This window comes from Paraburkholderia sp. JPY419, assembly GCF_050435705.1.
GTDB lineage: Bacteria > Pseudomonadota > Gammaproteobacteria > Burkholderiales > Burkholderiaceae > Paraburkholderia > Paraburkholderia youngii.
The window spans coordinates 866532-886005 of sequence record NZ_JBNDKV010000004.1; the positions used below are offsets into that span (position 1 = coordinate 866532).

The following is a 19474-nucleotide window of genomic DNA, read 5'->3' on the forward strand; positions in this document are numbered from 1 at the left end:
GCACAATGCAGCAAGAACCTACGCCAAGGTACCGAGTTTAGTCGCACACAGAAAAGCGTTGATGTGCCAATTGAGCGAGCTATTCCGATATTTTTTCTTTTTTATTCAGATACTTGAAGCATCCATTGGCTCACTATGGACGAACCCGGACAGGTCTCGACTTGCTACTATTCGTTCTCGTCGAAGTAATGCCCGAACTTCAGCTGCTTCGTGCGGATATAGCGCTCGTTTTCCTCGCGCATCGGAATCGCGAGCGCGACACGCTCGCACACCGGAATGCCGTGCTTCGACAGCGTGTCGAACTTCTCGGGATTGTTGCTCATCAGCCGCACCGACGTGACCTTCAGCGTGCGCAGGATGCCCGCGGCCGAATCGTATTCGCGTGAATCGTCGGGCAGGCCGAGATCGAGGTTGGCTTCGACGGTATCGCGCCCCTGCTCCTGCAACGCATACGCGCGGATCTTGTTCGACAGGCCGATGCCGCGTCCTTCGTGGCCGCGCAGATACAGCAGCACGCCGCATCCCTCAGCCGCGATATAGCGCAGCGCGAGGTCTAGTTGCTCGCCGCAGTCGCAGCGATAGGAGCCGAGCACGTCGCCCGTCAGACATTCCGAATGCAGGCGCGTCAGCACGGACGACTGGTTGGCGACATCGCCCATTACGAGCGCGAGATGTTCGGCGCCGCTTTCGAGCACGCGAAACACATAGGAAGTGAACGTGCCATAGCGCGTGGGTAGCGTGGCGGTGGCGTCGAGAACGACGCATTCGCCGGTGACGGCGCCGTCCGCTGCGGGCGATGAATCCTGAGACGTGAGCATGGCGTTAAGCAATGGTGCAGGCATGAACCCGGCGAGCCGGGGATAAGGTGTGGACTGCGAGTTTACCGCTAATCCGCATGCCGCACCCGGATGCCCCTTCGCGAGCACGGAACGCAGCCCCCCGCGACAACGGCTGGCGCCCCACGACGGGACCGGCAAGTCCGTGCGAATCTGGCCGAACCAGCGCACATCGTCCGGCGTGCCAGAGGTATTCCCGGTGTACCGCGGGCGAACCTCGCGCCTATACTGGAATCGCCTGTCCCTCACGACAGCGCGCCACTTCGGCGTGCTGCATTGCGAAACGGAGCCGCTCCATGTCAAGCGTTGCACAGCTTCTCAAAACGAAACCGAACCCCTCCAACGTCTACACGATTGGCGCCGACGACTCCGTCTATGAGGCGATCCGGTTGATGGCCGAGAAGGGTATCGGAGCGCTGGTGGTGACCGACGGCGACAGCATCGCCGGCATCATCACGGAGCGCGACTATGCTCGCAAGGTGGTGCTGATGGACCGGTCGTCGAAGGCGACGCCGGTACGCGACATCATGACGAAGGCGGTGCGCTTCGTTCGCCCCGACCAGACGACCGAAGAGTGCATGGCGCTGATGACCGAGCGGCGCATGCGTCACCTGCCTGTCATCGAGAACGACCGGCTGATCGGCATGGTGTCGATTGGGGACCTCGTGAAGGACATCATCGCGGAACAGCAGTTCACCATCCAGCAACTCGAGTTCTATATTCACGGCGAACGACTCCACGGCGAATGACGCTGAAGCACGAGTTTCGCCGAGCGATCGCCTGGCGTTCATCCGCTCGGGACCGGCCGCAAAAAAGGCCCAAGCCAGGAAGAGCTTGGGCCAAGCTACCTTGCGGCAGCGGAGGTTCCTTCGGAAAGAGGAACGCAACCCGCGCACGGATCACACGCTCGCTGGCGAATGGGTGCGGCGCGCTTGATTTAAACAGTACCTGGTACGAAACGCTGTGCGCCCGCGAAAGCGGCGCACAGCGTGGTGCTGCGTGCGTGGTTACCGGTTAGGGAAATTAGTTGCCGAAATACACGCTCTTCGGGCCGCTCGTCGGCTGCGGCTGGGTCGGGCGACCCGCTTGCGTCGCTCCGCTCATCGGCGCGCCGTAACCGCTGGTATTCGCGGTCGGCTGGGTTTGCGCGACGGCCGGATTTTGCGCTTGCACGCGCTGTTCGGCGGCCTGGATGTCGGCCGGATATTCCGTGTCGTTCGAGGTCGACGGGTTATAGCCCGCGCGCTCCAGTTGGATCAGTTCGTTGCGAACCTGGGCGCGGGTGACCGGCTGCTGGTTCGATTGCGCGAACGATACGATCGGCGCGGCGGCAATGGCTGCAATGGCAACTGCCTTGATCAGCGATTTCATGATGACTTCCCTCCAATGTGGTTTTCTCTGCATCGCCGACACCGTGGTGTGCAGCGAACAAGTTCAGTCTAGTCACCGCATGAGCAAGGGAAAACCCTTAATTGTGAGATATAAAATTGTGCTGATCGCAACAATGTCGCGGAATATCTCGGAGTCGATGCGCCCCGCATGATGTTGCGGGCAACAATCGTCCGGAACATTCCGGGCGCGGCCGAAATGTCATGCTCCCGAATGCGGAATCATCAGTCGTTTGCGCGGGCCGCTGACGAACGCGCTGCCCGGCTCGAAAAACCGCAGCGGCCGGTGCATCTCGCGCGAAAGGCCAATGCGCGTCGTCACGCCGACCGGTGCGTCGCCGGTTTCGATCACGCCGATCCATAGCCCGCGCCCCGTACACAGATCGTGGCCGTCGAACGCCTGGCCGATGCCGAATGCCACTGTCAGCCGGCCGGGTCCGCGGGCGAGATCGCGCAGCGGCACGCCGGGGCGGCGCGCTTCCATCAGCGCGAGTCCTTCGAGCGGTTCGATCGCGCGCAGCAGAATCCCGGCGCCGACCTCCTCCGCTTCGGACGACATGTTCAGCATGTACGACACGCCATAGGTCAGCCGCACGTAGGCATGACCGCGGGCGAGAAACATCGAGCCGTTGTACGGACGCCTTCCGGTAAACGCGTGGCTCGTCGAATCGCCGAGCGGATACGCCTCGGTTTCGACGATGCGGCCGCTCAGGCGTCCTTCGGGCAGATCGTGCACGAGATATTTGCCGACCATGAAGCGCGCGAGTTCGACCGTATCGACGGGCAGATCGTCGCGGTGTAACGGTCGGATCGGAAGAGCTTCGTTTCGCATGGGCTGGATGTCCTTAAGCCGGTGCTGAAATCCCACGTCATAGACCGATTGCGATCTACAAATTCGTTGTACCGACGCCTCATTTTCTGCGCCGGCAAGTCAACATGGCACCAATTGCTGTATCGTGTGCTTCCGGCCGGTCACACGGCCGTTTGCATGTTTCGGCGCGCACTTCGCGGCTCGCGGAAACATCCGTGTCGGCTGAAAGTGTTCGCATGGCTGCTGTACCTGTTTCATTCGCATTGAATCCCGCTGTACCCGCTGGTGTAAAAAAAAATCGACCCCATCCGGGGGATCGACGTTCTACGACAATAGGAGATGGTTGAATGAAAGCATTCTCGGCAATCAAGGTGATCGGCGGCGCGCTGGTCGTTCTCGCTTCCCTCAACGCGTACGCGCAAAGCAGCGATGCGGCCGCGACCGAAGCGCCGGCGGCAGCGGCACCGACCACCAAGCAGGATAAACAGGCTAATCGCGCTCTGCAGAAGAAGGTCCGCGCGAAGCTCGCACGTACGAAGGGCCTGACCGTCGGCAACATCACCGTGCGCGCACGCAACGGCGCCGTCACGCTGGAAGGTTCGGTGCCGGAGCAGGCTCAGATCGAAATCGCGACGAACGCCGCTCAAGGCGTGGATGGCGTGACGTCGGTGAAGAGCGCACTGTCGATCCGCGCAATTGGCCAGTAAGCCGGTGAACCAGCCGAAGAAGTTGCGGTAAAAGCAGCAAGCTGGCGTCGATGGCGGAAAGCTCCGTCGCGACGCCAATTTCCCCTCCGATCCGTCGCTCGACACGATTACCCCGGTGCAGCCCTAGCACCGCCCGACGCGACGATTTCCCCGCGCCCTCGAAACCGCGATATGTTGAACGGACGAGTCCGTGCAGCGCGGGTTTATTGGGGCAGCTTTTCCCTTATAATTGAACAGCTTAAGGTCGATCCTTAAGATATAACTTCAAGTTCATACACGCACCGAAAGGAAGGCCGCATGACTTCGCCGGTGACCGTCTTGCCCCGTTGGACCCTCGTCGCGCCAGTCATTAGCTGGATCGTGCTCGGTGCCGCCTATGCGATCCCGGGCAATGCGCTGCTGCTCGCGCTGGTCGGCGTGTCGCTGTGCGCGGCCGTGTTTGCCGCCGTCCATCATGCCGAAGTGGTCGCGCATCGCGTCGGCGAGCCGTTTGGCACGCTGGTGCTCGCGATCGCCGTCACCGTGATCGAAGTGGCGCTGATCGTCTCGGTGATGCTGACGTCCGGTCCCGAGAAAGCCGGCCTCGCGCGCGATACGGTATTCGCGGCCGTGATGATCGTCTGCAACGGGCTCGTCGGACTATGTCTGCTGGCGGGCGGCATCCGCCATCTGGAACAGGACTTCCAGAGCCGCGGCGCGGCGGCCGCGCTGGCGGTGCTCGCATCGCTGTCGGTGCTGACGCTCGTGATGCCGAACTTCACGACCACCAGCCCCGGGCCGGTCCTGTCGCCGCCGCAGCTCGCGTTTGCCGGTGTGTCGTCGCTGGTGCTGTACTGCGTGTTCGTGTTCGTGCAGACGGTTCGCCATCGCGACTACTTCCTCGCCGGCGTGCCCGACGAAGACGTCCATGCCGAGCCGCCGGGCGCGCGCCTCGCAGCCATCAGCGGCGTGCTGCTGCTGGTGAGTCTCGTCGCGGTCGTGCTGCTCGCGAAAGTGCTGTCGCCGGTGGTCGAATCCGCGGTGCTCGGCGCGGGCGCGCCGCCGGCGGTGGTCGGCATCGTGATTGCGTCGCTGGTGCTATTGCCGGAAGGACTCGCGGCGCTGCGCGCAGCGCGCGCCGATCGTCTGCAGACCAGCCTGAACCTCGCGCTCGGCTCGGCGCTGGCGAGTATCGGCCTGACCATTCCCACCGTCGCCGGGGTGTTCCTGTATATCGGTCAGCCCATCGTGCTCGGCATCAACGGCAAGGACATGGTGCTGCTCGCGCTGACGCTGGTGGTCGCCACGCTGACGCTCAGCACCGGACGCACGACGATTCTGCAAGGCGCCGTGCATCTATCGCTGTTCGCGGCTTATCTGTTTTTGTCGTTCGCGCCTTGATCTGTTGTCCAATCCGACGCTGGGGCGGACGGTGACTCACTCTTCCCAGTGCTCGACCATCCAGTCGCGGAACAGATTCAGCTTCTGCTGTTGCGCGACCGAGTCCGGATACACGAAGTAATAGCGCCAGCCGGTCTTCAGCACGGTGTCGAACGGCCGGATCAGGCGCCGCGCCGCGACGTCCTCGTCGATCAGCGCGAGGTCGCTGATCGCGACGCCGAAGCCCTGCGCTGCGGCATTGGTCGCCATGTCGAGCGTATCGAAGCTCGGGCCGAGCTCCGCGTCGATCGTGGCAGCGCCCGTCGCATCGGTCTCCGCGACTTTCGCGAGCCACATCTTCCAGTCGCGGTGATCGCGCGTCGGATGCAGCAGCGTGTGCCGCGCGAGATCGGCCACCTGCGCGAGCGGCTTGTCCTTCAGCAGCTCGGGCGTGCAGACCGGCGTCAGACGCTCCTCGAACAGCGACACCGCCTGCACGTCCGCACCGGGCGACGAACCGTAGATGATCGCCGCGTCGAACGGCTCGCCCTGGAAATCGACGTCGTGCTGCCAGGTGGTCGTGATCTGCACGTGCAGATCGGGATACTCGGACTGGAAGCGCATGATCTTCGGCAGCATCCAGCGCATCACGCAGGTCGGCACCTTCAGCGCGAGATCGGTGCGCTGCCTCGTCAGGCGCAGCGACATTTCCTCGATCCGCGCGAAGCTCTCCTTGACCGTCGGCAGCAGCATTTCGCCCTCGGCGGTCAGCGTCAGTCCCTTGGCGTGACGCTTGAACAGCGGAAACTTGTAGTACTCCTCGAGCGCGATGATCTGCCGGCTGACCGCGCCTTGCGTCAGGCACAGATGGTCGGCGGCACGCGTGAAGCTGCGATGCCGCGCGACAGTTTCGAAAATCTGCAGCGCGTTGAGCGGCGGTAGGCGTCGCATCGGATGTCGTCCTGGATCAGAAAAAATCATTGCGCGGCTGCGGCAGCGCCCGTCGCCGCCCTGCCCGTTATGCCCAAAGCATACGCGATCGGCCGCGCGCGCACGAGCCGGCGTGCGGGCGAACCCGCATGCGTTCCGCTCATGGCGCGCGAAAAATGCGCGTTCCTCCCGATGTGGCACCGCCGTGGTGCGAAAGACCTGCCGCACCCGCACCAGAACCGAGCTTTCCTCATACCCCGATGCACCTTGTATTCACCGGTTAGAGATGGACGTTAACCCGCATGCACCGTCGCCCGTAGTCTCCTGTCGCGTCGCTGAACCGCGCGCCGCCGCGCCCGCGCACCACGAGCCATGAGCGCAGGTCATGCCACCCATGCGCATATTTCGATTGTTGCGTGATTTTGGCAAACCTACAGTGCCTCCACGCACGGTTCATCCGGCAGCGGTCATAGCGATTCATGGGCAACGGGCGTTCATCACAGGAGACCGTCATGCAGCAGATCAAACGCGGTAGAAGGCAGGTCATCAAGACGATCGGTACGGCGCTCGCGGCATCCGCTCTGCCGATGCCGTTCCTCAATCTGCGCGCACAGGAGCACAACTTCAGCGGCAAGACGCTGCGCATCCTGACATGGTCCGACGATACCGGCACGGCCGCGCTGCGCAACATCGCCGCGACCTTCACCGCGAAGACCGGCGCGAAGGTGATCGCCGATCGCGCCGACGGCACTTCCGGCATGGTCGCGAAAGTCAAGGCGGCGGGCGAGCGCCCGACCTACGACGTGATCACGCTCGCCGGCGTCGGCGCGGCCGGCCTCGCCGACGCGGGCCTGCTGATGAAGCCCGAGCTCGACCGCCTGCCGAACCTGAAAGACGTCGCGCCGCAATACCGCACCGGCGCTAATGGCTTCGGCGTCGGCTATCTGCTGTGGTCCGACGGCCTCATCTACAACACCGCGACGGTCAAGACGCCGCCTTCGTCTTACGAGGCACTGTGGGACCCGAAATACGGCGGTCGCGTATTCCTCCCGCCGCCCGAGTGGGCCGAAGCGGTCGACCTCGCGATCATCGCCGCGAAGATGAACGGCGGCTCACAGCAGAACATCGAGCCCGGCTTCAGGAAGCTCGCGCAACTGAAAGACCATGTGATGACGCTCGGCGAGAACCCGAACCAGGTGGCCGACCTGTTCCGCACCGGCTCGCTCGACATCGGCGGCATCTATTCGCCGGCGTTTTTCCCGGACCAGATCCGCAAGCCCGAGTACAAGATGGGCGTCACCTACGGCATGAAGGAGGGCTTCGCGACGCAGCTGATGTTCACGGTGATCCCGAAAGCGCATCCGGGCGACAGCGACCTGATCCACGCGTTCATCAATCATTCGCTCGACGCCGGCGTGCAAGGCCGCATGGCCGCCGACGTGCTGAACGGCCCGGTCAATTCGAAAGCGATGATTCCGGCCGAGAGCCGCGCGTTCGTGCCGAGCCCGCAGCAGATCGCCGAGAAAGCCGTGCTGCATGACGACAAGGCGCTCGCCGTCGTGCAGCCGGCGTGGATCAAGCGCTACACCGAAATCTTCTCGGCGTAACCACGATGCTCGCGCGCTTCCCGCGGCGTGCCGCGATGATGCCGGACGAAGCGGCGCCGGGTCCGACGCCCGGCGGCGCTGCCTGCGCTTCCGTAATCGTCGAGACTGCCTTGACCGCCCCCGCTGGCGGCGCAACGACGCTCGCGAAAGCCCGGCCGTGGCTGCTGCTCGCGCCGATCCTGGTGTTTCTGGCGATCCTCGGCGCGGCCGCGCTGGTCGTGCTGCGCATGAGCTTCGGCACGTCCGGCAACGAATGGCGCAGCTTCACGCTGCAGAACTACGCGGACCTGCTCGACGGCTACTTCCTCAAGTCGTTGTGGCTGACGCTGCGGCTCGCGTTCCAGAGCATGCTGTGCGCGGTCGTGCTCGCGATTCCGGTTGCGCTCGCGATGGCGCGCACGACCTCGCGGCTCGCGCGCCGGCTGCTGCTCGCGGGTGTGCTGCTGCCGCTGCTGGTCAATCTGCTGCTGCAAGGCTATGGCTGGCTGGTGATCCTCGGCCCGGCGGGCCTGCTCAATCACGCGCTGCTCGCGAGCGGGCTCGTCGAGCGTCCGGTCATGTGGCTGTATCGCGAGCATGGCGTACTGCTGGGGCTGATCCAGACCGCGTTTCCGCTCGCCGTGCTGCCGCTGTCCAGCGCGATGCGTGCGGTGTCGATCTCGTACGAGGAAGCCGCCGCGACGCTCGGCGCAACGCGTTGGCAAACGCTGCGCCACGTGCTGTTGCCGCTCGCGATGCCGGGTCTCGTGTCGGGTGCGCTGCTGGTGTTCGCGTATAACGCGAGCGCGTTCGCGGTGCCGCTGCTGCTCGGCGGCCGGCGCGTGCCGATGCTCGCCGTGCTCGTGCACGATCAGGTCGCGCCGCTGTTGAACTGGCCGGCGGCCTCCGCTTCGGGCGTCGTGCTGATGGTCGCGACGCTCGCCGTGATGGCACTCTCGCAACGGCTCGTGCGCCGCACCCAACGTCTGACCGGGGAGCCTCACTCATGAGCACGCCGCTGCCAGCTTCGCGCCTGCCGCGCACCGAACCTCGTTCGCCGCGCTTCCCGCGCCTGCCCGAGACGATGCCCGGGCAGCTCCGCCGCGCAACCGCGCTCGTGGCCGGCGTCGTGCTGTTTCTCGCCGCGCTGCCGATCCTGACGATGATCGCGATGTCGTTCAGCGCGGCCGACACGCTCGAATTCCCGCCGCACGCGTACAGCCTGCACTGGTATCGCGCGGCGTGGCACAGCTTCGTGTCGCCGGACGCGACCGATACGCTGTCGATGGGCGCCGCGCTGACCACGAGCCTCATCGTCGCGCTATCGACGATGCTGATCGCGACGCTGGTCTCCGTGCCCGCCGCGTATGCACTGTCGCGCTACCGTTTTCGCGGCAAGCCGGCGGTCGAGCAGTTGGTCGCGCTGCCGCTCGTCTATCCGCTCGTGATGCTCGGCCTGTCGCTGCTGCTGGTGTTCAACGTGCTGCCGGTCGAGCTGGGCGTCGGCCGGCTGATCATCGCGCATGTGATCCTGGCGCTGCCGTTCACGGTGAAGAACTGCGCGGCGTCGGTCGCATCGATCGGCCCCGAGTTCGAGGAAGCCGCGCTCGTGATGGGCGCGAACCCCGGCCGCGCGCTCGTCGACGTGGTGCTGCCGCTGATGCGCCCCGGCATTCTCGCCGGCATGCTGTTCGCGTTCATCGTGTCGTTCAACGAGTTCACGGTCACGTTCTTCCTGTATAGCATCGACACGATGACGCTACCCGTGTGGCTCTATAGCCGCACGGTGTCGTCGCTCGATCCGACCGTGTTCTGTTTCGCGGTGGTCATCGTCGCGATCGACTTCGCGCTGATCTGGCTGCTGGAAAAGCTGATCGGCGACGAAGGCGTCGCGCTGTGAACCCGCCACCTTGCTGGAGCCTGCGATGACCCATCTGACCTTGCAAGCCGTCACGCGGCGCTTCGGCGCCGTGCATGCCGTCGACGACGTCGACCTGAGCGTGCCCGACGGCAAGCTCGTCTGCTTCCTCGGCCCGTCAGGCTGCGGCAAGACCACGCTGCTGCGGATGATCGCCGGGCTCGAAACGCCGAGCTCGGGCAGCATCCATTTCGCCGGCCGCGACATCACGTGGCTGCCGGCCAACCGGCGCGACTTCGGCATGGTGTTCCAGTCGCTCGCGCTGTTTCCGCACATGACGGTCGCGCAGAACGTCGCGTATCCGCTGAAGCTGCGCAAGGTCGCAACAGAGAAGCAAACGCGCCGCGTCGCCGAACTGCTCGAACTGATCCGGCTGCCGCACATGGCGAACCGGCCGGTCACGCAGTTGTCGGGCGGACAGCGTCAGCGCGTCGCGATCGCGCGCGCGATTGCTTCGGAGCCTCAACTGCTGCTGCTCGACGAACCGCTGTCCGCGCTCGACGCCAAGCTGCGCGAAGCGATGCAGGTCGAAATCCGCCTGCTGCAGCAACGCCTCGGCATCACGACGATCATGGTCACGCACGACCAGCGCGAAGCGATGACGATGGCCGACGAGATCGTCGTGATGGAGAAAGGCCGCATCGCGCAGGTCGGCAAGCCGCTCGACATCTACCGCGATCCCGTCAGCGAGTTCGTCGCCGACTTCATCGGGCTCGGCAATATCCTGCCGGTGCGGTACGACGGCGCGGGCGTCGTGAGCCTGCCGGGCGGACGGCGCATCGCGGTGACGCCGAACCCGGGCGCGCCGCTCGCCGATGCGCGGCAGCCGGTTGCGAGCGGCGACGCGATCCGCCTGTTGATCCGCCCCGAGGACATCTGCGTGAAGGCGGCCACGGAGACACCGGACGCGAACCGGCTGCCCGGCACCGTCACATTCATTCGCGACGTCGGCGCCTCGCTCGAAGCGACGATCGATTGCGCGGGCTTCACGCTGACCGCCGCGACCACGCCGCGCGAAACGCCCGGGCTCGCGCTCGGCATGCCGGTGCTCGCCGAGCTGCCGCCGCACGCCTGTAAGCTGATCGCAGCGCGCACCGCCTGATTCCCGAACCCATCCCACACGCTTCGCTTTGATAAAACCGCATGACGACAGAGGACCAGATGATGAACCAGCGCCCCGCTCTCCAATCGACCCGCCGCGTGTTCGCGACCCTCGCCGCGACGCTCGCAATCACCGCGCTCGGCGCGCTGCCATCGGCCGCGCATGCCGACGCGCTCGACGACATCGCGAAGTCCGGCACCGTGCGCATCGGCGTGTTCGAGGACTATCCGCCGTTCGGCTCGATCGGTGCGGACATGAAGCCGGTTGGCTACGACATCGACGTCGCCAATCTGATCGGCAAGGCGCTCAACGCGAAGGTCGAACTGGTACCGGTGACCGGCGACAACCGCATGGCTTTCCTCGCCGATCGCAAGGCCGACATGCTGCTGTCGGTCGGCCAGACGCCGGAGCGCGAAAAAGTAATCGACTTCTCGCAACCGTACGCGCCGTACTACCTCGCGGTGTTCGGCCCGAAGTCGCTGCCGGTGAAGAACGCCGCCGATCTCGGCGGCAAGTCGATCTCGGTCGCGCGCGGCACGCTCGAAGACCTGAGCGTCACGAAGATCGCGCCGCCGTCGGCGAACATCAAACGTTTCGACGATCCGAACGGCGCAATTTCGGCGTTTCTTTCTGGTCAGGTACAGTTGATGGTGGTCGGCAACGACGTCGGCGCGACGATTCTCGCGCGGCATCCGGCAAATGATCCGGAGCAAAAGTTCGCGCTGTTCAGCTCGCCCGATCACGTCGGTCTGAACAAGAACGAGCCGCGCCTGAAGGCGAAGGTCGACGAAACGATTGCCAAGGCCCGCAAGGACGGCACGATGAACGCGATCTCGCAGAAGTGGCTGCGCGCGCCGCTGCCAGCCGATCTCTGAAACCCGTGGCTCGGTGCTGTGAAGTCCGCGCCGCAAACTGATCCTACGATGGGCACGAGGCCATGACTTACGCATTCGATTTCAGCGGCTTCGGCCTCTATGCGGGGATGCTCGCGCGCGGCGCCGCCGTGACGCTCGGTCTCACGGCCGTTTCGACCCTGGCGGGCGGGCTCGTCGGGATTGCCGGCGCGAGCATCGCGGCGGCCGGGCCGAAGTGGGCGCGCTGGCTGGTCGCGAGCTACGTCGAGCTGATCCGCAACACGCCGTTTCTCGTGCAGCTGTTCTTCGTGTTCTTCGGCCTGCCGAGCCTTGGCATTCATATCGACGAGATCCAGGCCGCGATTCTGGCGATGAGCGTCAATCTCGGCGCGTACGCAACCGAGATCGTGCGCGCCGGCATCGATTCGATTTCGCGCGGCCAGGTGCAGGCCGCCGAGGCGCTCGGCCTGCATGGACGCCAGGTGTTCCGCTACGTCGTGCTGCCGCAGGCGCTCGCCAACGTGTTTCCCGCGCTGCTCGGCCAGGTGCTGATCGTGATGCTCGGCTCGGCCGTCGTGTCGCAGATCTCGGTGCCCGACCTGACCTATGCGGCGAACTTCATCCAGTCGCGCAACTTCCGTTCGTTCGAGAGCTACGTGATCATCACGGCGACGTATCTGCTGATGTCGATCGTGTTGCGGCAGTTGTTGAACCGCTTCGGCCGCGGGCTGTTCGCGGGCCGCGCCGCGCGTGGCGCCAACAGCAGCAGCAGCGGCAACGACGGCTTGCCGCGCAACTGGCGCGGCCGCCTGATGTGGCGCGGCGCGCGTACCCTGCCGACGGAGCGCTGATCATGGTCGAATTCACGCTGTGGGATATCGCCCGCAATCTGCTGCTCGCCGCGCTGGACGGTGCTGCTGTCGCTGATCGCGTTCGTCGGCGGCGGGGTCGTCGGGCTTGTGCTGCTCGCGATGCGCGTGTCACCGATCGCATGGCTGCGCCGCATCGTCGTGCTGTACGTCGAGGTGTTTCAAGGCACGCCGCTCTTGATGCAGCTCTTTCTCGCGTTCTTCGGCTTGCCGCTCATCGGCATCGACGTGTCGCCGTGGGCCGCCGCGGCCGTCACGTTGACGCTCTATACGAGCGCTTATCTGGTCGACATCTGGCGCGGCTGCGTCGAAGCGGTGCCGCGCGGTCAGTGGGCGGCGGGCGCGAGCCTCGGCATGACGTTCGGCCAGCAGTTGCGCTATATCGTGTGGCCGCAGGCACTGAAGATCGCGGTCGCGCCGACCGTCGGTTTTCTCGTGCAGGTGGTGAAGAGCACCGCGCTTGCGTCGATCATCGGCTTCATCGAACTGACGAAGACCGGCACGATGATCACGAATGCCGCGTTCCGGCCGTTTCCGATTTACGGCATGGTCGCGATGATTTACTTCGCGATGTGTTTTCCGCTGACCTGGTATGCGCGCGTGCTGGAGAAGCGGCAGAAGGTCGGGCAGCATCGGTGAGGTGACGACTAGCCGCCGAAGGCCAAGGGTTGCCGCCACGCTCGTTACGCTGAATTCGCTGCTCGTGTGAGTTCAAAGCGAATCCTGTGGTTGGTGCGTTCCACGGTCAATTCGCGGTGCGCTCGGAGCGGCCCGTCAAACGCCTCGAACAGATTGTTGCCGCAGACGTCCTCAAGGTACGGCGCGACGCGAATGGCTGGCCGCGTCGCCGTCCAGGGCGAATCCGGCGTAAAGGTCCAGCGTCTTTCGCCCTTTTCGATCGCCACGCGCCCTGCTACCGGAAGTCCGTCGTCGCTCACGACCATAATCGCGCGCCGCAGCAACGCCCAATCCAGCGGCCTGGGAAACACCATCTCCAGAGGTTGATAACTCTGCGCCGCAGGAGGTAGAAGCGTCCAATCCGCGAGCGCAACGGGCTCCCGGACCGCCTGAGCGACAACGAAATGCTTGTAGAAATTCTGCCGAAGCGGACGACCGGATGAGTCGACCATTGCCGAGCCGATGGCCAACGCGTAGCGTTGCCCCAACCTCAGCGGCGGACCCAGTTCCCGATTGGGACCTACCCAGCGTTTCAGCCTGCCCGGATCCAGCAGAACCGTCAGGCATCGCATGCTCCTGTCCCAGAGCTCCACCGCAGGCCGATAGAGCACGTCGCGCGCAGGCCGTCCATCGGGGCCGATGAGACTGATCTGCGCCTCGGCACCGCCACGCCGCATCGGGCTGGAAAAGCAAACGTAGAAGCGAAGCAGGTTTTCCGGCAGCACATCGGCGGATGGAAAGACACCCGTTACCGAAGCCGGGTCGCCCCCCAATGGGTTCGGTAGCGAGAATTCGAGTGTCAGCACGTCCGCATACCCGACCCGGCCGAGCGGCCGCGGATCGAAGCTTGCCCGATAGCGAACGCCCGGTTCGAACGGAAACCGCGGAACGAATCGCACCCCGGCCTCCAGAAGCTGATAGCGGCCGGCCACATCGGGAAGTTCGTCGCCGCCGCGCATGGCAGCATCGATGACGTTCACACGCAGCACGGATTGCAGCTGGCGGGCTGTTCCCTGGCGTTCGACGAGAAACTCAATGAGATCCGCATCGAGGTTGTACACGCCGACGCAAGCCGCCCCGCTCCGCTGTGTCTCGTGGTCGACCCGCAGTGTTGGCTGAAGTGTCATTGGCATCCTTACCCAGTCTCGTTGCGTGATCTGCCCACCGCTACGCGTGGTCGATCTCGTTGCGATGTTCGCGGTAGTGGAACGGATCGGGGCCATTCGGCCAGTTCATTTCCGCCATTCCCAATCTGCGGTCGAAGAAGTACGGAACCATCAGCGTGCCGATGTCCAGTCGCCAGGACGTCTTCGGATGCCGCCAGATGACGACTGCCCACCGTGGATCGAGAATCGCGATATGTTCCGCCCGGATTGGCAGATCGCGCTGCGTGCGCCCGAGGCCGCCCGGCCCAAAGTCGATGGGACCACCGGTCGGCCCGGGTTTCGCGGTCGTCAACTCCGCAGCTTCGATACGCGACGCGCTCCGCACATCAATGGTCACCAGCAAATAGTCCTTATGGTCGGTCGGATCGGTATAAGTCAGCATATCCAGCGGATTCGACCCATAGCCCAGCTCGCCGATCGTGTCCCCACGCACATGCGCGCCGTCCTTCAGATCTTCCAGACGGAAGCGGACGAGCGGCGTGCAACCGTACACCGCAAACAGATACGGTTTCCCGTCCATCTCCCGGATCAGTTGCCGCACGATCGGGGCGCGCGTTTCGAACTCCCCGTGCGTCGGGTGCCAGATTTCTACGGTGCTCGTCGACAGGCGGGAACTGAACGGGTACGGCATGCGATAGAGCGTCGATGCAAAGCGCTGATTCGAGATCCCTGTGACGAAAACCTCGCCGTTGTAGTACTTGACATCCGTAATCGCATAGACCTGCTGGGGCTCGAACTCCAGCATCGCCCTCTGGTCCGGCTCGTTTGGAATTGCCATTTGCGAGTGCGCAATACCGTCCAGTTCGAGCAACTCGAGCTTGCCGTGATTGACCTTCACAATCGCAGCCATGGCACCTGGTCCGCTGCCGCGCTCGACCGACATGAAGATCTGTCGCGACGGCTGATGGATCGCCATATCGTTGATGACAATATTTCCGACCGTCGTGCCGAAGAGCGCAGCGAGCTTCTGATCTACGCCCAAAACCAGATCGCGGCCTTCGAAGTTGTGAAAATTTCCCATCTCCACGTCGAGCTGTGAGGTTACGTCCGAATCCTTCAGTGCGAACGCATGGACGGCCGCACCCGTGATATCGCCGACGAAGAGGACATTGTCGGGCCCGAACTCAAGGGCTCCCGCAGACCGAAGCGGTCCGCCCGGCCGCGGCAAGCCGCCCCTCTCCACGTCGGCCCTGGCCTTTTCGCCCCCGGCCAGCGCCGGGCGGGACAAGGCAAGCATGAGTGCCGAGGTCGAGCCCGCACGCAGAAATTCGCGCCGCGCACGAGCCTGTTCCGCCATACCGGATTTTGTCGTGTGGTCCATTGCGTTCCCTGGTTGTCGTTCGATGCTAGATGGTGGCGAATCCGCCACCGGCAGCCGTCAATCCACCGCTGACCTCAAGCGCATCGATCGCGCCATGCAGTTCCAGCGGATTGACGCCTTCGCCATGCGTGATCAGGCCGCCGGCGATTCCGATCTTGCGCGCCGATCCTCCGGGCTTGATGCTGAGCGCCGTCGCTGCAAGCCGGACAACGACGCCTTTGACCAGTGAGTCGCCCGTACCCCCCCACGTCTCGATGCCCCGGCGGACGGTGATTTCGCCGACAGGCTGGCTGATCTGAATGCCCACTGCGCCATCAGCATGCGTGACGACGCGCTCGAATTGCGCCGACCGCACGGTGCCCGTGTAGACATTGAAGCCGCGCGATCCCTGCCCGAACGTCTCGATCAACGCGTTGACTTCGAGCCGCTCGAGGGAGCCGAAATTGACGAAGCCGATGCCGCTCGGCCCGTGGGACGTGACCTTCCCGTCGACGATCCAGCGATCGACGGTTCCCCAGTTGTCGAGCACCATGTCATTCGAACCGTAGGTCGTCACCGGGCCGTGATTGCGCACACTGGCAACGAATGCGCCCGACACGACGAACACGCCGCCGGTGATGCGATCCGGCGTCCCGGGCGCGATGCCGCCATCGCTGTGGACGGCGCCTGTCTCCAGGCGATTCGCCACGACACGCCCGCCCGTCTCTCCGGCGCCACCAACGAAGATGCCGCTGCCGCGGACCGGCGCACCGGCACGGCCCGCCGAAAGCCCGGTGAGGTCCGCCGTGATGACCACGCCGCGGTCTTCGCTCTGATTCCAGAGCGTGAAGACGCCAGGAACGACTTCGACGCCGTATCCCTTCGGGCGCTCTTCATAGCCACGGGCGTCCGCGGCCCAAATGTCGATATCGTGTGCTTCGACATGGCCGCCAGCCACGCTGTCGCGGGCCAGCAGTTGCACGACGCCCGCAACACTCAAATGGCGCAGCACGAGCCGACCGAATCCGTCGACACGCGTGTCGTTGAAAATGGCGCGCCGATCGGGGTCCGTGGCAACCCGCAAGCCTTCGACCCGATTGTCGGCCGACAGCTGGAGCCCGTCGCTGCCGGGCGCGAAGCGCAGGGCGGCATGTGCGTCGATGCCGGTCAGAGCCAGACCGGGCCGCAGGCGAAGGGCTGCGACCCCATCGATCTGCGCTGAAACGACGATATACAGAACCTGGTCGTCATCGACTGCCGTCTGCAATTCGGCGAGCGTGGAGACGGTGCGCGTTTCGGTGTTCATGGTGAGTCGTTCCTCCATGATCTGATGCACGGTGCGCAGGCCGCTTAGACGAGCGACACGGCCTCTTTTGCGCTGACCAGCTTGCCAAGCTTTCCATACTCGTGCAGATCGCCGCCAACCTCGATCCGGATCGACTGGTCGATGCCGCCCACGCGCACGGGAGAAAAACCGCTGACGGTAATGAGTCTTGCCACGACCTCGCCGGCTTGCGCATCGTCCGCTGCATAGAACAGCACGGCACGCTCCGGCGACCGGTTTGCGCCGGCTTCCAGCGATTCGGCGCCCAGCGTGCCGAACGCCTTGACGAGACGCGCCCGATCCGGGAGCAGCCCGGAAATCAACACGCCAGAAGATTGCTCGTCAGGAATGATCTTCGTGTATCCGCCCTTACCGTCCGGGGCGATCGGGTTTGATGGGTCCACGATGATCTTCCCCGCCAGCGCCTCACGATGGGTGACGAGAAATTGCCTGATTGCGTCGAACTGGATCGCCAGCACAATGACGTCCGCCTTGGCCATTGCATCCTCGACCGTCGACGCTTCGGCATGGCGGCCGAGGTCCCGGGCCACCTCCTCGGCCTTATCCGGCGTCCTTGCCGCGACGATGATCGTCTCCCCGCCAGTTACCAGATTCTTCGCCAGCCGGGAGCCTATGTTTCCAAGGCCGATGATTGCCGTGCTCATGACAGTTGCGCTCCTTTCTGTTTCCCGCCTGCGTAACCGCAACGGTGCATCGCGGCGGATGATGTAATCAGTGACGCTTTGCATTCGTCTTCGCTGTCGAAAGCGTGCACGACGAGGATCGGCCCGAACACTTCCGTCTGTGCGATCGCCGGGGAATGGTCGTTGAGCTCCAGAAGTGCCGAACGATAGAAGGCGCCCGGCGCGAGCGGCCCATCGTTGACGACGCCCGCAGGCAGACTAGCGACTTCGCAGAACACCTCGCACATTCGCGTGTTCGTCTGCGCGGTGAAGCCAGGCCGACCTCGCAAATTAAAAGCCATATCACACTCCCGTCCGGTTTCCCGTTTCGTTAAGAGCTACTGCTCAAACGCTCGTGACACGCAATGTGTTCTGGATGGTAGCCAAGCGTTCGGCTGACCGCTAACGGACATCGCGGAAATCGGATTTCCATTTCTGGAAAGCTCACGCGAGAGGCCGCGTTTGTATGCTCGAACTTGTGCCCCTGATGGGGAGGAAGAAGCCCGTGCTCGCGCCAACCGAAGTGCTGTCCTCGATACTCGAGAAGCCAACCGATATCGAGCGCGTCCGTGCGCTCGTCACACCTGACGTGACCTATGTTTCGCTCAACTACGAGAATCCCGTTCTGAACGGATCATGCTGTGGGCCGGGTACGTATCGCGGTCCCGAGAGCATCGTGAAGACCTTTGACGAATACGCCGCCATGTTCGGCCGTTTCACGTACCGATCGAGGGTACTCTCAAAGATCGTGACAACGCCGTTCGCAGTGTTCGCCAAGGTCGAACATGGCCGCTGCACGTATCTCCAGTTCATGGAGGACACGTTCGCGACAGGCGCGTCGTTCCATAGCGGCGGAAGCTGGACTTTTCAAGGCAATCCGAACGGCGAGCGAGTCGTGCTGTAGGCGACTGTATCCTTTACGTCGCCACGGGCGGACGGCTGCCTTGCTGCCGCCCGGTTGCGGCGGTAATCTGCGTCAGACGATTGAGGCCGCAGATCGTCAGCAAGGTGCGGGGCAGACGGAGCGTAACGGTAATGAAAGATCTGAATACGCTGCTGATTTTTGCGAAGGTTGTCGAGGCGAGCAGTTTCTCGGAGGGCGCGAGGCGGCTGAAGATGCCCATTTCCTCAGTGAGCCGCCGTATTGCCGAACTCGAAAATCAGCTGGGTGTTCGTTTGCTCGATCGATCCACGCATCACCTGAGGCTCACAGACTTCGGCACCGAAGTATTCGAGCTCGCGAGACAGGCCACCGAGGTCAGCGAAGCGGTCGACAATGTCATTTCGAACCGCCTGCCCGAGGTGTCCGGCGCCGTACGGCTCTGTGCGCCGCCAAACCTCTCCGATTCGCTGATCGTACCTGTCGTCGGAGCCTTTCATCAGTCTTACCCGAACGTGGAGGTGAAGGTATTCATTACCGAACGCATCGTCGACCAGATTGCCGAGGACGTCGATATCGCGTTCAAGGTCGGAACCTTCACCGACGCGACGCTCGCAGCGCGCACGCTTCTGACCTACCGGCATCAGCTCGTTGCAAGTCCAAAGTACCTCGCCAGATGCCCGCCTCCGGAATCGCCGCGGGACCTTCCCGCGCACAGGCTTTTCGCGTTCTCTTTCTGGAAGCCGGACTATTGCTGGAGCTTCGTTCATGTCAACGGCCGGGATACCGAAACGGTTTCCTTCCAGCCGACAATTGCCATGAACGATTACACCGGGCTCATTGTGGCGCTGCTCGAGGGCTGCGGCATTGGGGAACTGCCGCCCATCGTCCAGCCAGACCTCGTGCGCAGCGGGCAGCTCGTCGAGGTCTTGCCGGACTGGCATCTGCCGGTGTTCGACCTGACCATCGCCAACCTGCGCGACCGCTATCTGCCCCGGCAGGTCCGCATCTTCAGGGACTTTGCGTCGAAGATGGTGCCTGGGCTCTTTGGCACCTTACCGTCCTGAAAAGGCGAAAACAGGC

General features: G+C 64.0%; 20 protein-coding genes and 1 pseudogene. 12 read left to right on the forward strand and 9 right to left on the reverse strand.

Annotated features, from left to right (window positions below; all coding sequences use genetic code 11):
* Nucleotides 1-167 precede the first annotated feature (167 nt).
* The gene (ribA, locus tag QFZ91_RS32465; RefSeq protein WP_176123077.1) at nt 168-818 is read right to left on the reverse strand and encodes a GTP cyclohydrolase II; all 651 of its coding nucleotides are present in this window, start codon (nt 816-818) and stop codon (nt 168-170) included.
* Nucleotides 819-1132: 314 nt separating this feature from the next.
* Here ribA and QFZ91_RS32470 point away from each other — a divergent pair, with 314 nt between their 5' ends.
* Nucleotides 1133-1585: a CBS domain-containing protein gene (locus QFZ91_RS32470; protein ID WP_176123078.1), complete on the forward strand. Its 453-nt coding sequence runs from the start codon at nt 1133-1135 to the stop codon at nt 1583-1585.
* A 274-nt stretch (nt 1586-1859) separates the two neighbouring features.
* Here QFZ91_RS32470 and QFZ91_RS32475 read toward each other — a convergent pair whose 3' ends face one another.
* Both QFZ91_RS32475 and QFZ91_RS32480 read right to left on the reverse strand, forming a co-directional pair.
* Nucleotides 1860-2207, reverse strand: coding sequence for a DUF4148 domain-containing protein (locus QFZ91_RS32475; RefSeq protein ID WP_176384547.1), 348 nt, complete (start codon nt 2205-2207; stop codon nt 1860-1862).
* A 219-nt stretch (nt 2208-2426) separates the two neighbouring features.
* Nucleotides 2427-3056, reverse strand: a complete 630-nt coding sequence (locus QFZ91_RS32480; protein ID WP_429569701.1) for a DNA-3-methyladenine glycosylase — start codon at nt 3054-3056, stop codon at nt 2427-2429.
* 326 nt (nt 3057-3382) lie between these two features.
* Between QFZ91_RS32480 and QFZ91_RS32485 the strand changes: the two genes are divergently transcribed.
* Together QFZ91_RS32485 and QFZ91_RS32490 are read left to right on the forward strand one after the other, a co-directional pair.
* Nucleotides 3383-3742 (forward strand): BON domain-containing protein, encoded by a 360-nt coding sequence (locus QFZ91_RS32485; protein WP_176384552.1) that lies wholly within the window; start codon nt 3383-3385, stop codon nt 3740-3742.
* A 297-nt stretch (nt 3743-4039) separates the two neighbouring features.
* Nucleotides 4040-5122, forward strand: coding sequence for a calcium:proton antiporter (locus QFZ91_RS32490; RefSeq protein WP_176384554.1), 1083 nt, complete (start codon nt 4040-4042; stop codon nt 5120-5122).
* Between the two features lie 36 nt (nt 5123-5158).
* Here the strand turns inward: QFZ91_RS32490 and QFZ91_RS32495 are convergent, their stop codons facing one another.
* Entirely contained in the window at nt 5159-6052 is an 894-nt protein-coding gene (locus QFZ91_RS32495) for a LysR substrate-binding domain-containing protein (RefSeq protein ID WP_429569702.1), read from the reverse strand.
* A 491-nt stretch (nt 6053-6543) separates the two neighbouring features.
* Here QFZ91_RS32495 and QFZ91_RS32500 point away from each other — a divergent pair, with 491 nt between their 5' ends.
* From QFZ91_RS32500 to QFZ91_RS32530, 7 genes and pseudogenes are all read left to right on the forward strand, one after another.
* On the forward strand, nt 6544-7638 hold the full coding sequence (locus QFZ91_RS32500; RefSeq protein ID WP_429569703.1) for an ABC transporter substrate-binding protein: 1095 nt from the start codon (nt 6544-6546) through the stop codon (nt 7636-7638).
* Nucleotides 7639-7643: 5 nt separating this feature from the next.
* Entirely contained in the window at nt 7644-8627 is a 984-nt protein-coding gene (locus tag QFZ91_RS32505) for an ABC transporter permease (RefSeq protein WP_429570929.1), read from the forward strand.
* Nucleotides 8624-9517, forward strand: a complete 894-nt coding sequence (locus QFZ91_RS32510; protein WP_429569704.1) for an ABC transporter permease — start codon at nt 8624-8626, stop codon at nt 9515-9517. Before QFZ91_RS32505 ends, QFZ91_RS32510 begins: the two co-directional genes overlap by 4 nt.
* Before the next feature lie 25 nt (nt 9518-9542).
* Nucleotides 9543-10637, forward strand: coding sequence for an ABC transporter ATP-binding protein (locus QFZ91_RS32515; protein ID WP_429569705.1), 1095 nt, complete (start codon nt 9543-9545; stop codon nt 10635-10637).
* 62 nt (nt 10638-10699) lie between these two features.
* Entirely contained in the window at nt 10700-11512 is an 813-nt protein-coding gene (locus QFZ91_RS32520; RefSeq protein ID WP_176123209.1) for a transporter substrate-binding domain-containing protein, read from the forward strand.
* Nucleotides 11513-11574: 62 nt separating this feature from the next.
* Complete coding sequence (locus tag QFZ91_RS32525; RefSeq protein ID WP_429569706.1) at nt 11575-12342, forward strand: amino acid ABC transporter permease; 768 nt, start codon at nt 11575-11577, stop codon at nt 12340-12342.
* A gap of 2 nt (nt 12343-12344) precedes the next feature.
* Nucleotides 12345-12999: pseudogene (locus QFZ91_RS32530) on the forward strand (amino acid ABC transporter permease).
* 44 nt (nt 13000-13043) lie between these two features.
* Here the strand turns inward: QFZ91_RS32530 and QFZ91_RS32535 are convergent.
* Genes QFZ91_RS32535 through QFZ91_RS32555 form a run of 5 tightly spaced genes read right to left on the reverse strand, consistent with a single transcriptional unit; the run spans nt 13044 to nt 17813 of the window.
* Entirely contained in the window at nt 13044-14165 is a 1122-nt protein-coding gene (locus tag QFZ91_RS32535) for a hypothetical protein (RefSeq protein ID WP_429569707.1), read from the reverse strand.
* A gap of 40 nt (nt 14166-14205) precedes the next feature.
* Complete coding sequence (locus QFZ91_RS32540; RefSeq protein ID WP_429569708.1) at nt 14206-15525, reverse strand: hypothetical protein; 1320 nt, start codon at nt 15523-15525, stop codon at nt 14206-14208.
* A gap of 25 nt (nt 15526-15550) precedes the next feature.
* Nucleotides 15551-16810: a hypothetical protein gene (locus tag QFZ91_RS32545; protein ID WP_429569709.1), complete on the reverse strand. Its 1260-nt coding sequence runs from the start codon at nt 16808-16810 to the stop codon at nt 15551-15553.
* Nucleotides 16811-16854: 44 nt separating this feature from the next.
* Nucleotides 16855-17493, reverse strand: a complete 639-nt coding sequence (locus tag QFZ91_RS32550; protein ID WP_429569710.1) for an NADPH-dependent F420 reductase — start codon at nt 17491-17493, stop codon at nt 16855-16857.
* On the reverse strand, nt 17490-17813 hold the full coding sequence (locus tag QFZ91_RS32555; protein ID WP_429569711.1) for an aldehyde dehydrogenase family protein: 324 nt from the start codon (nt 17811-17813) through the stop codon (nt 17490-17492). The genes QFZ91_RS32550 and QFZ91_RS32555 overlap by 4 nt, the downstream gene beginning before the upstream one ends.
* A 164-nt stretch (nt 17814-17977) precedes the next feature.
* Between QFZ91_RS32555 and QFZ91_RS32560 the strand changes: the two genes are divergently transcribed.
* Both QFZ91_RS32560 and QFZ91_RS32565 read left to right on the forward strand, forming a co-directional pair.
* The gene (locus QFZ91_RS32560) at nt 17978-18415 is read left to right on the forward strand and encodes a hypothetical protein (RefSeq protein WP_429569712.1); all 438 of its coding nucleotides are present in this window, start codon (nt 17978-17980) and stop codon (nt 18413-18415) included.
* 131 nt (nt 18416-18546) lie between these two features.
* The gene (locus tag QFZ91_RS32565) at nt 18547-19458 is read left to right on the forward strand and encodes a LysR family transcriptional regulator (RefSeq protein WP_429569713.1); all 912 of its coding nucleotides are present in this window, start codon (nt 18547-18549) and stop codon (nt 19456-19458) included.
* The last annotated feature ends 16 nt before the right edge of the window (nt 19459-19474 follow it).

Excerpts from the sequence above, each read along its gene's own strand:
- ribA (WP_176123077.1), bottom strand. The coding sequence starts at position 818 with ATGCTCACGTCTCAGGATTCATCGCCCGCAGCGGACGGCGCCGTCACC.
- QFZ91_RS32470 (WP_176123078.1), top strand. The coding sequence starts at position 1,133 with ATGTCAAGCGTTGCACAGCTTCTCAAAACGAAACCGAACCCCTCCAAC.
- QFZ91_RS32475 (WP_176384547.1), bottom strand. The coding sequence starts at position 2,207 with ATGAAATCGCTGATCAAGGCAGTTGCCATTGCAGCCATTGCCGCCGCG.
- QFZ91_RS32480 (WP_429569701.1), bottom strand. The coding sequence starts at position 3,056 with ATGCGAAACGAAGCTCTTCCGATCCGACCGTTACACCGCGACGATCTG.
- QFZ91_RS32485 (WP_176384552.1), top strand. The coding sequence starts at position 3,383 with ATGAAAGCATTCTCGGCAATCAAGGTGATCGGCGGCGCGCTGGTCGTT.
- QFZ91_RS32490 (WP_176384554.1), top strand. The coding sequence starts at position 4,040 with ATGACTTCGCCGGTGACCGTCTTGCCCCGTTGGACCCTCGTCGCGCCA.
- QFZ91_RS32495 (WP_429569702.1), bottom strand. The coding sequence starts at position 6,052 with ATGCGACGCCTACCGCCGCTCAACGCGCTGCAGATTTTCGAAACTGTC.
- QFZ91_RS32500 (WP_429569703.1), top strand. The coding sequence starts at position 6,544 with ATGCAGCAGATCAAACGCGGTAGAAGGCAGGTCATCAAGACGATCGGT.
- QFZ91_RS32505 (WP_429570929.1), top strand. The coding sequence starts at position 7,644 with ATGCTCGCGCGCTTCCCGCGGCGTGCCGCGATGATGCCGGACGAAGCG.
- QFZ91_RS32510 (WP_429569704.1), top strand. The coding sequence starts at position 8,624 with ATGAGCACGCCGCTGCCAGCTTCGCGCCTGCCGCGCACCGAACCTCGT.
- QFZ91_RS32515 (WP_429569705.1), top strand. The coding sequence starts at position 9,543 with ATGACCCATCTGACCTTGCAAGCCGTCACGCGGCGCTTCGGCGCCGTG.
- QFZ91_RS32520 (WP_176123209.1), top strand. The coding sequence starts at position 10,700 with ATGAACCAGCGCCCCGCTCTCCAATCGACCCGCCGCGTGTTCGCGACC.
- QFZ91_RS32525 (WP_429569706.1), top strand. The coding sequence starts at position 11,575 with ATGACTTACGCATTCGATTTCAGCGGCTTCGGCCTCTATGCGGGGATG.
- QFZ91_RS32535 (WP_429569707.1), bottom strand. The coding sequence starts at position 14,165 with ATGACACTTCAGCCAACACTGCGGGTCGACCACGAGACACAGCGGAGC.
- QFZ91_RS32540 (WP_429569708.1), bottom strand. The coding sequence starts at position 15,525 with ATGGACCACACGACAAAATCCGGTATGGCGGAACAGGCTCGTGCGCGG.
- QFZ91_RS32545 (WP_429569709.1), bottom strand. The coding sequence starts at position 16,810 with ATGAACACCGAAACGCGCACCGTCTCCACGCTCGCCGAATTGCAGACG.
- QFZ91_RS32550 (WP_429569710.1), bottom strand. The coding sequence starts at position 17,493 with ATGAGCACGGCAATCATCGGCCTTGGAAACATAGGCTCCCGGCTGGCG.
- QFZ91_RS32555 (WP_429569711.1), bottom strand. The coding sequence starts at position 17,813 with ATGGCTTTTAATTTGCGAGGTCGGCCTGGCTTCACCGCGCAGACGAAC.
- QFZ91_RS32560 (WP_429569712.1), top strand. The coding sequence starts at position 17,978 with ATGCTCGAACTTGTGCCCCTGATGGGGAGGAAGAAGCCCGTGCTCGCG.
- QFZ91_RS32565 (WP_429569713.1), top strand. The coding sequence starts at position 18,547 with ATGAAAGATCTGAATACGCTGCTGATTTTTGCGAAGGTTGTCGAGGCG.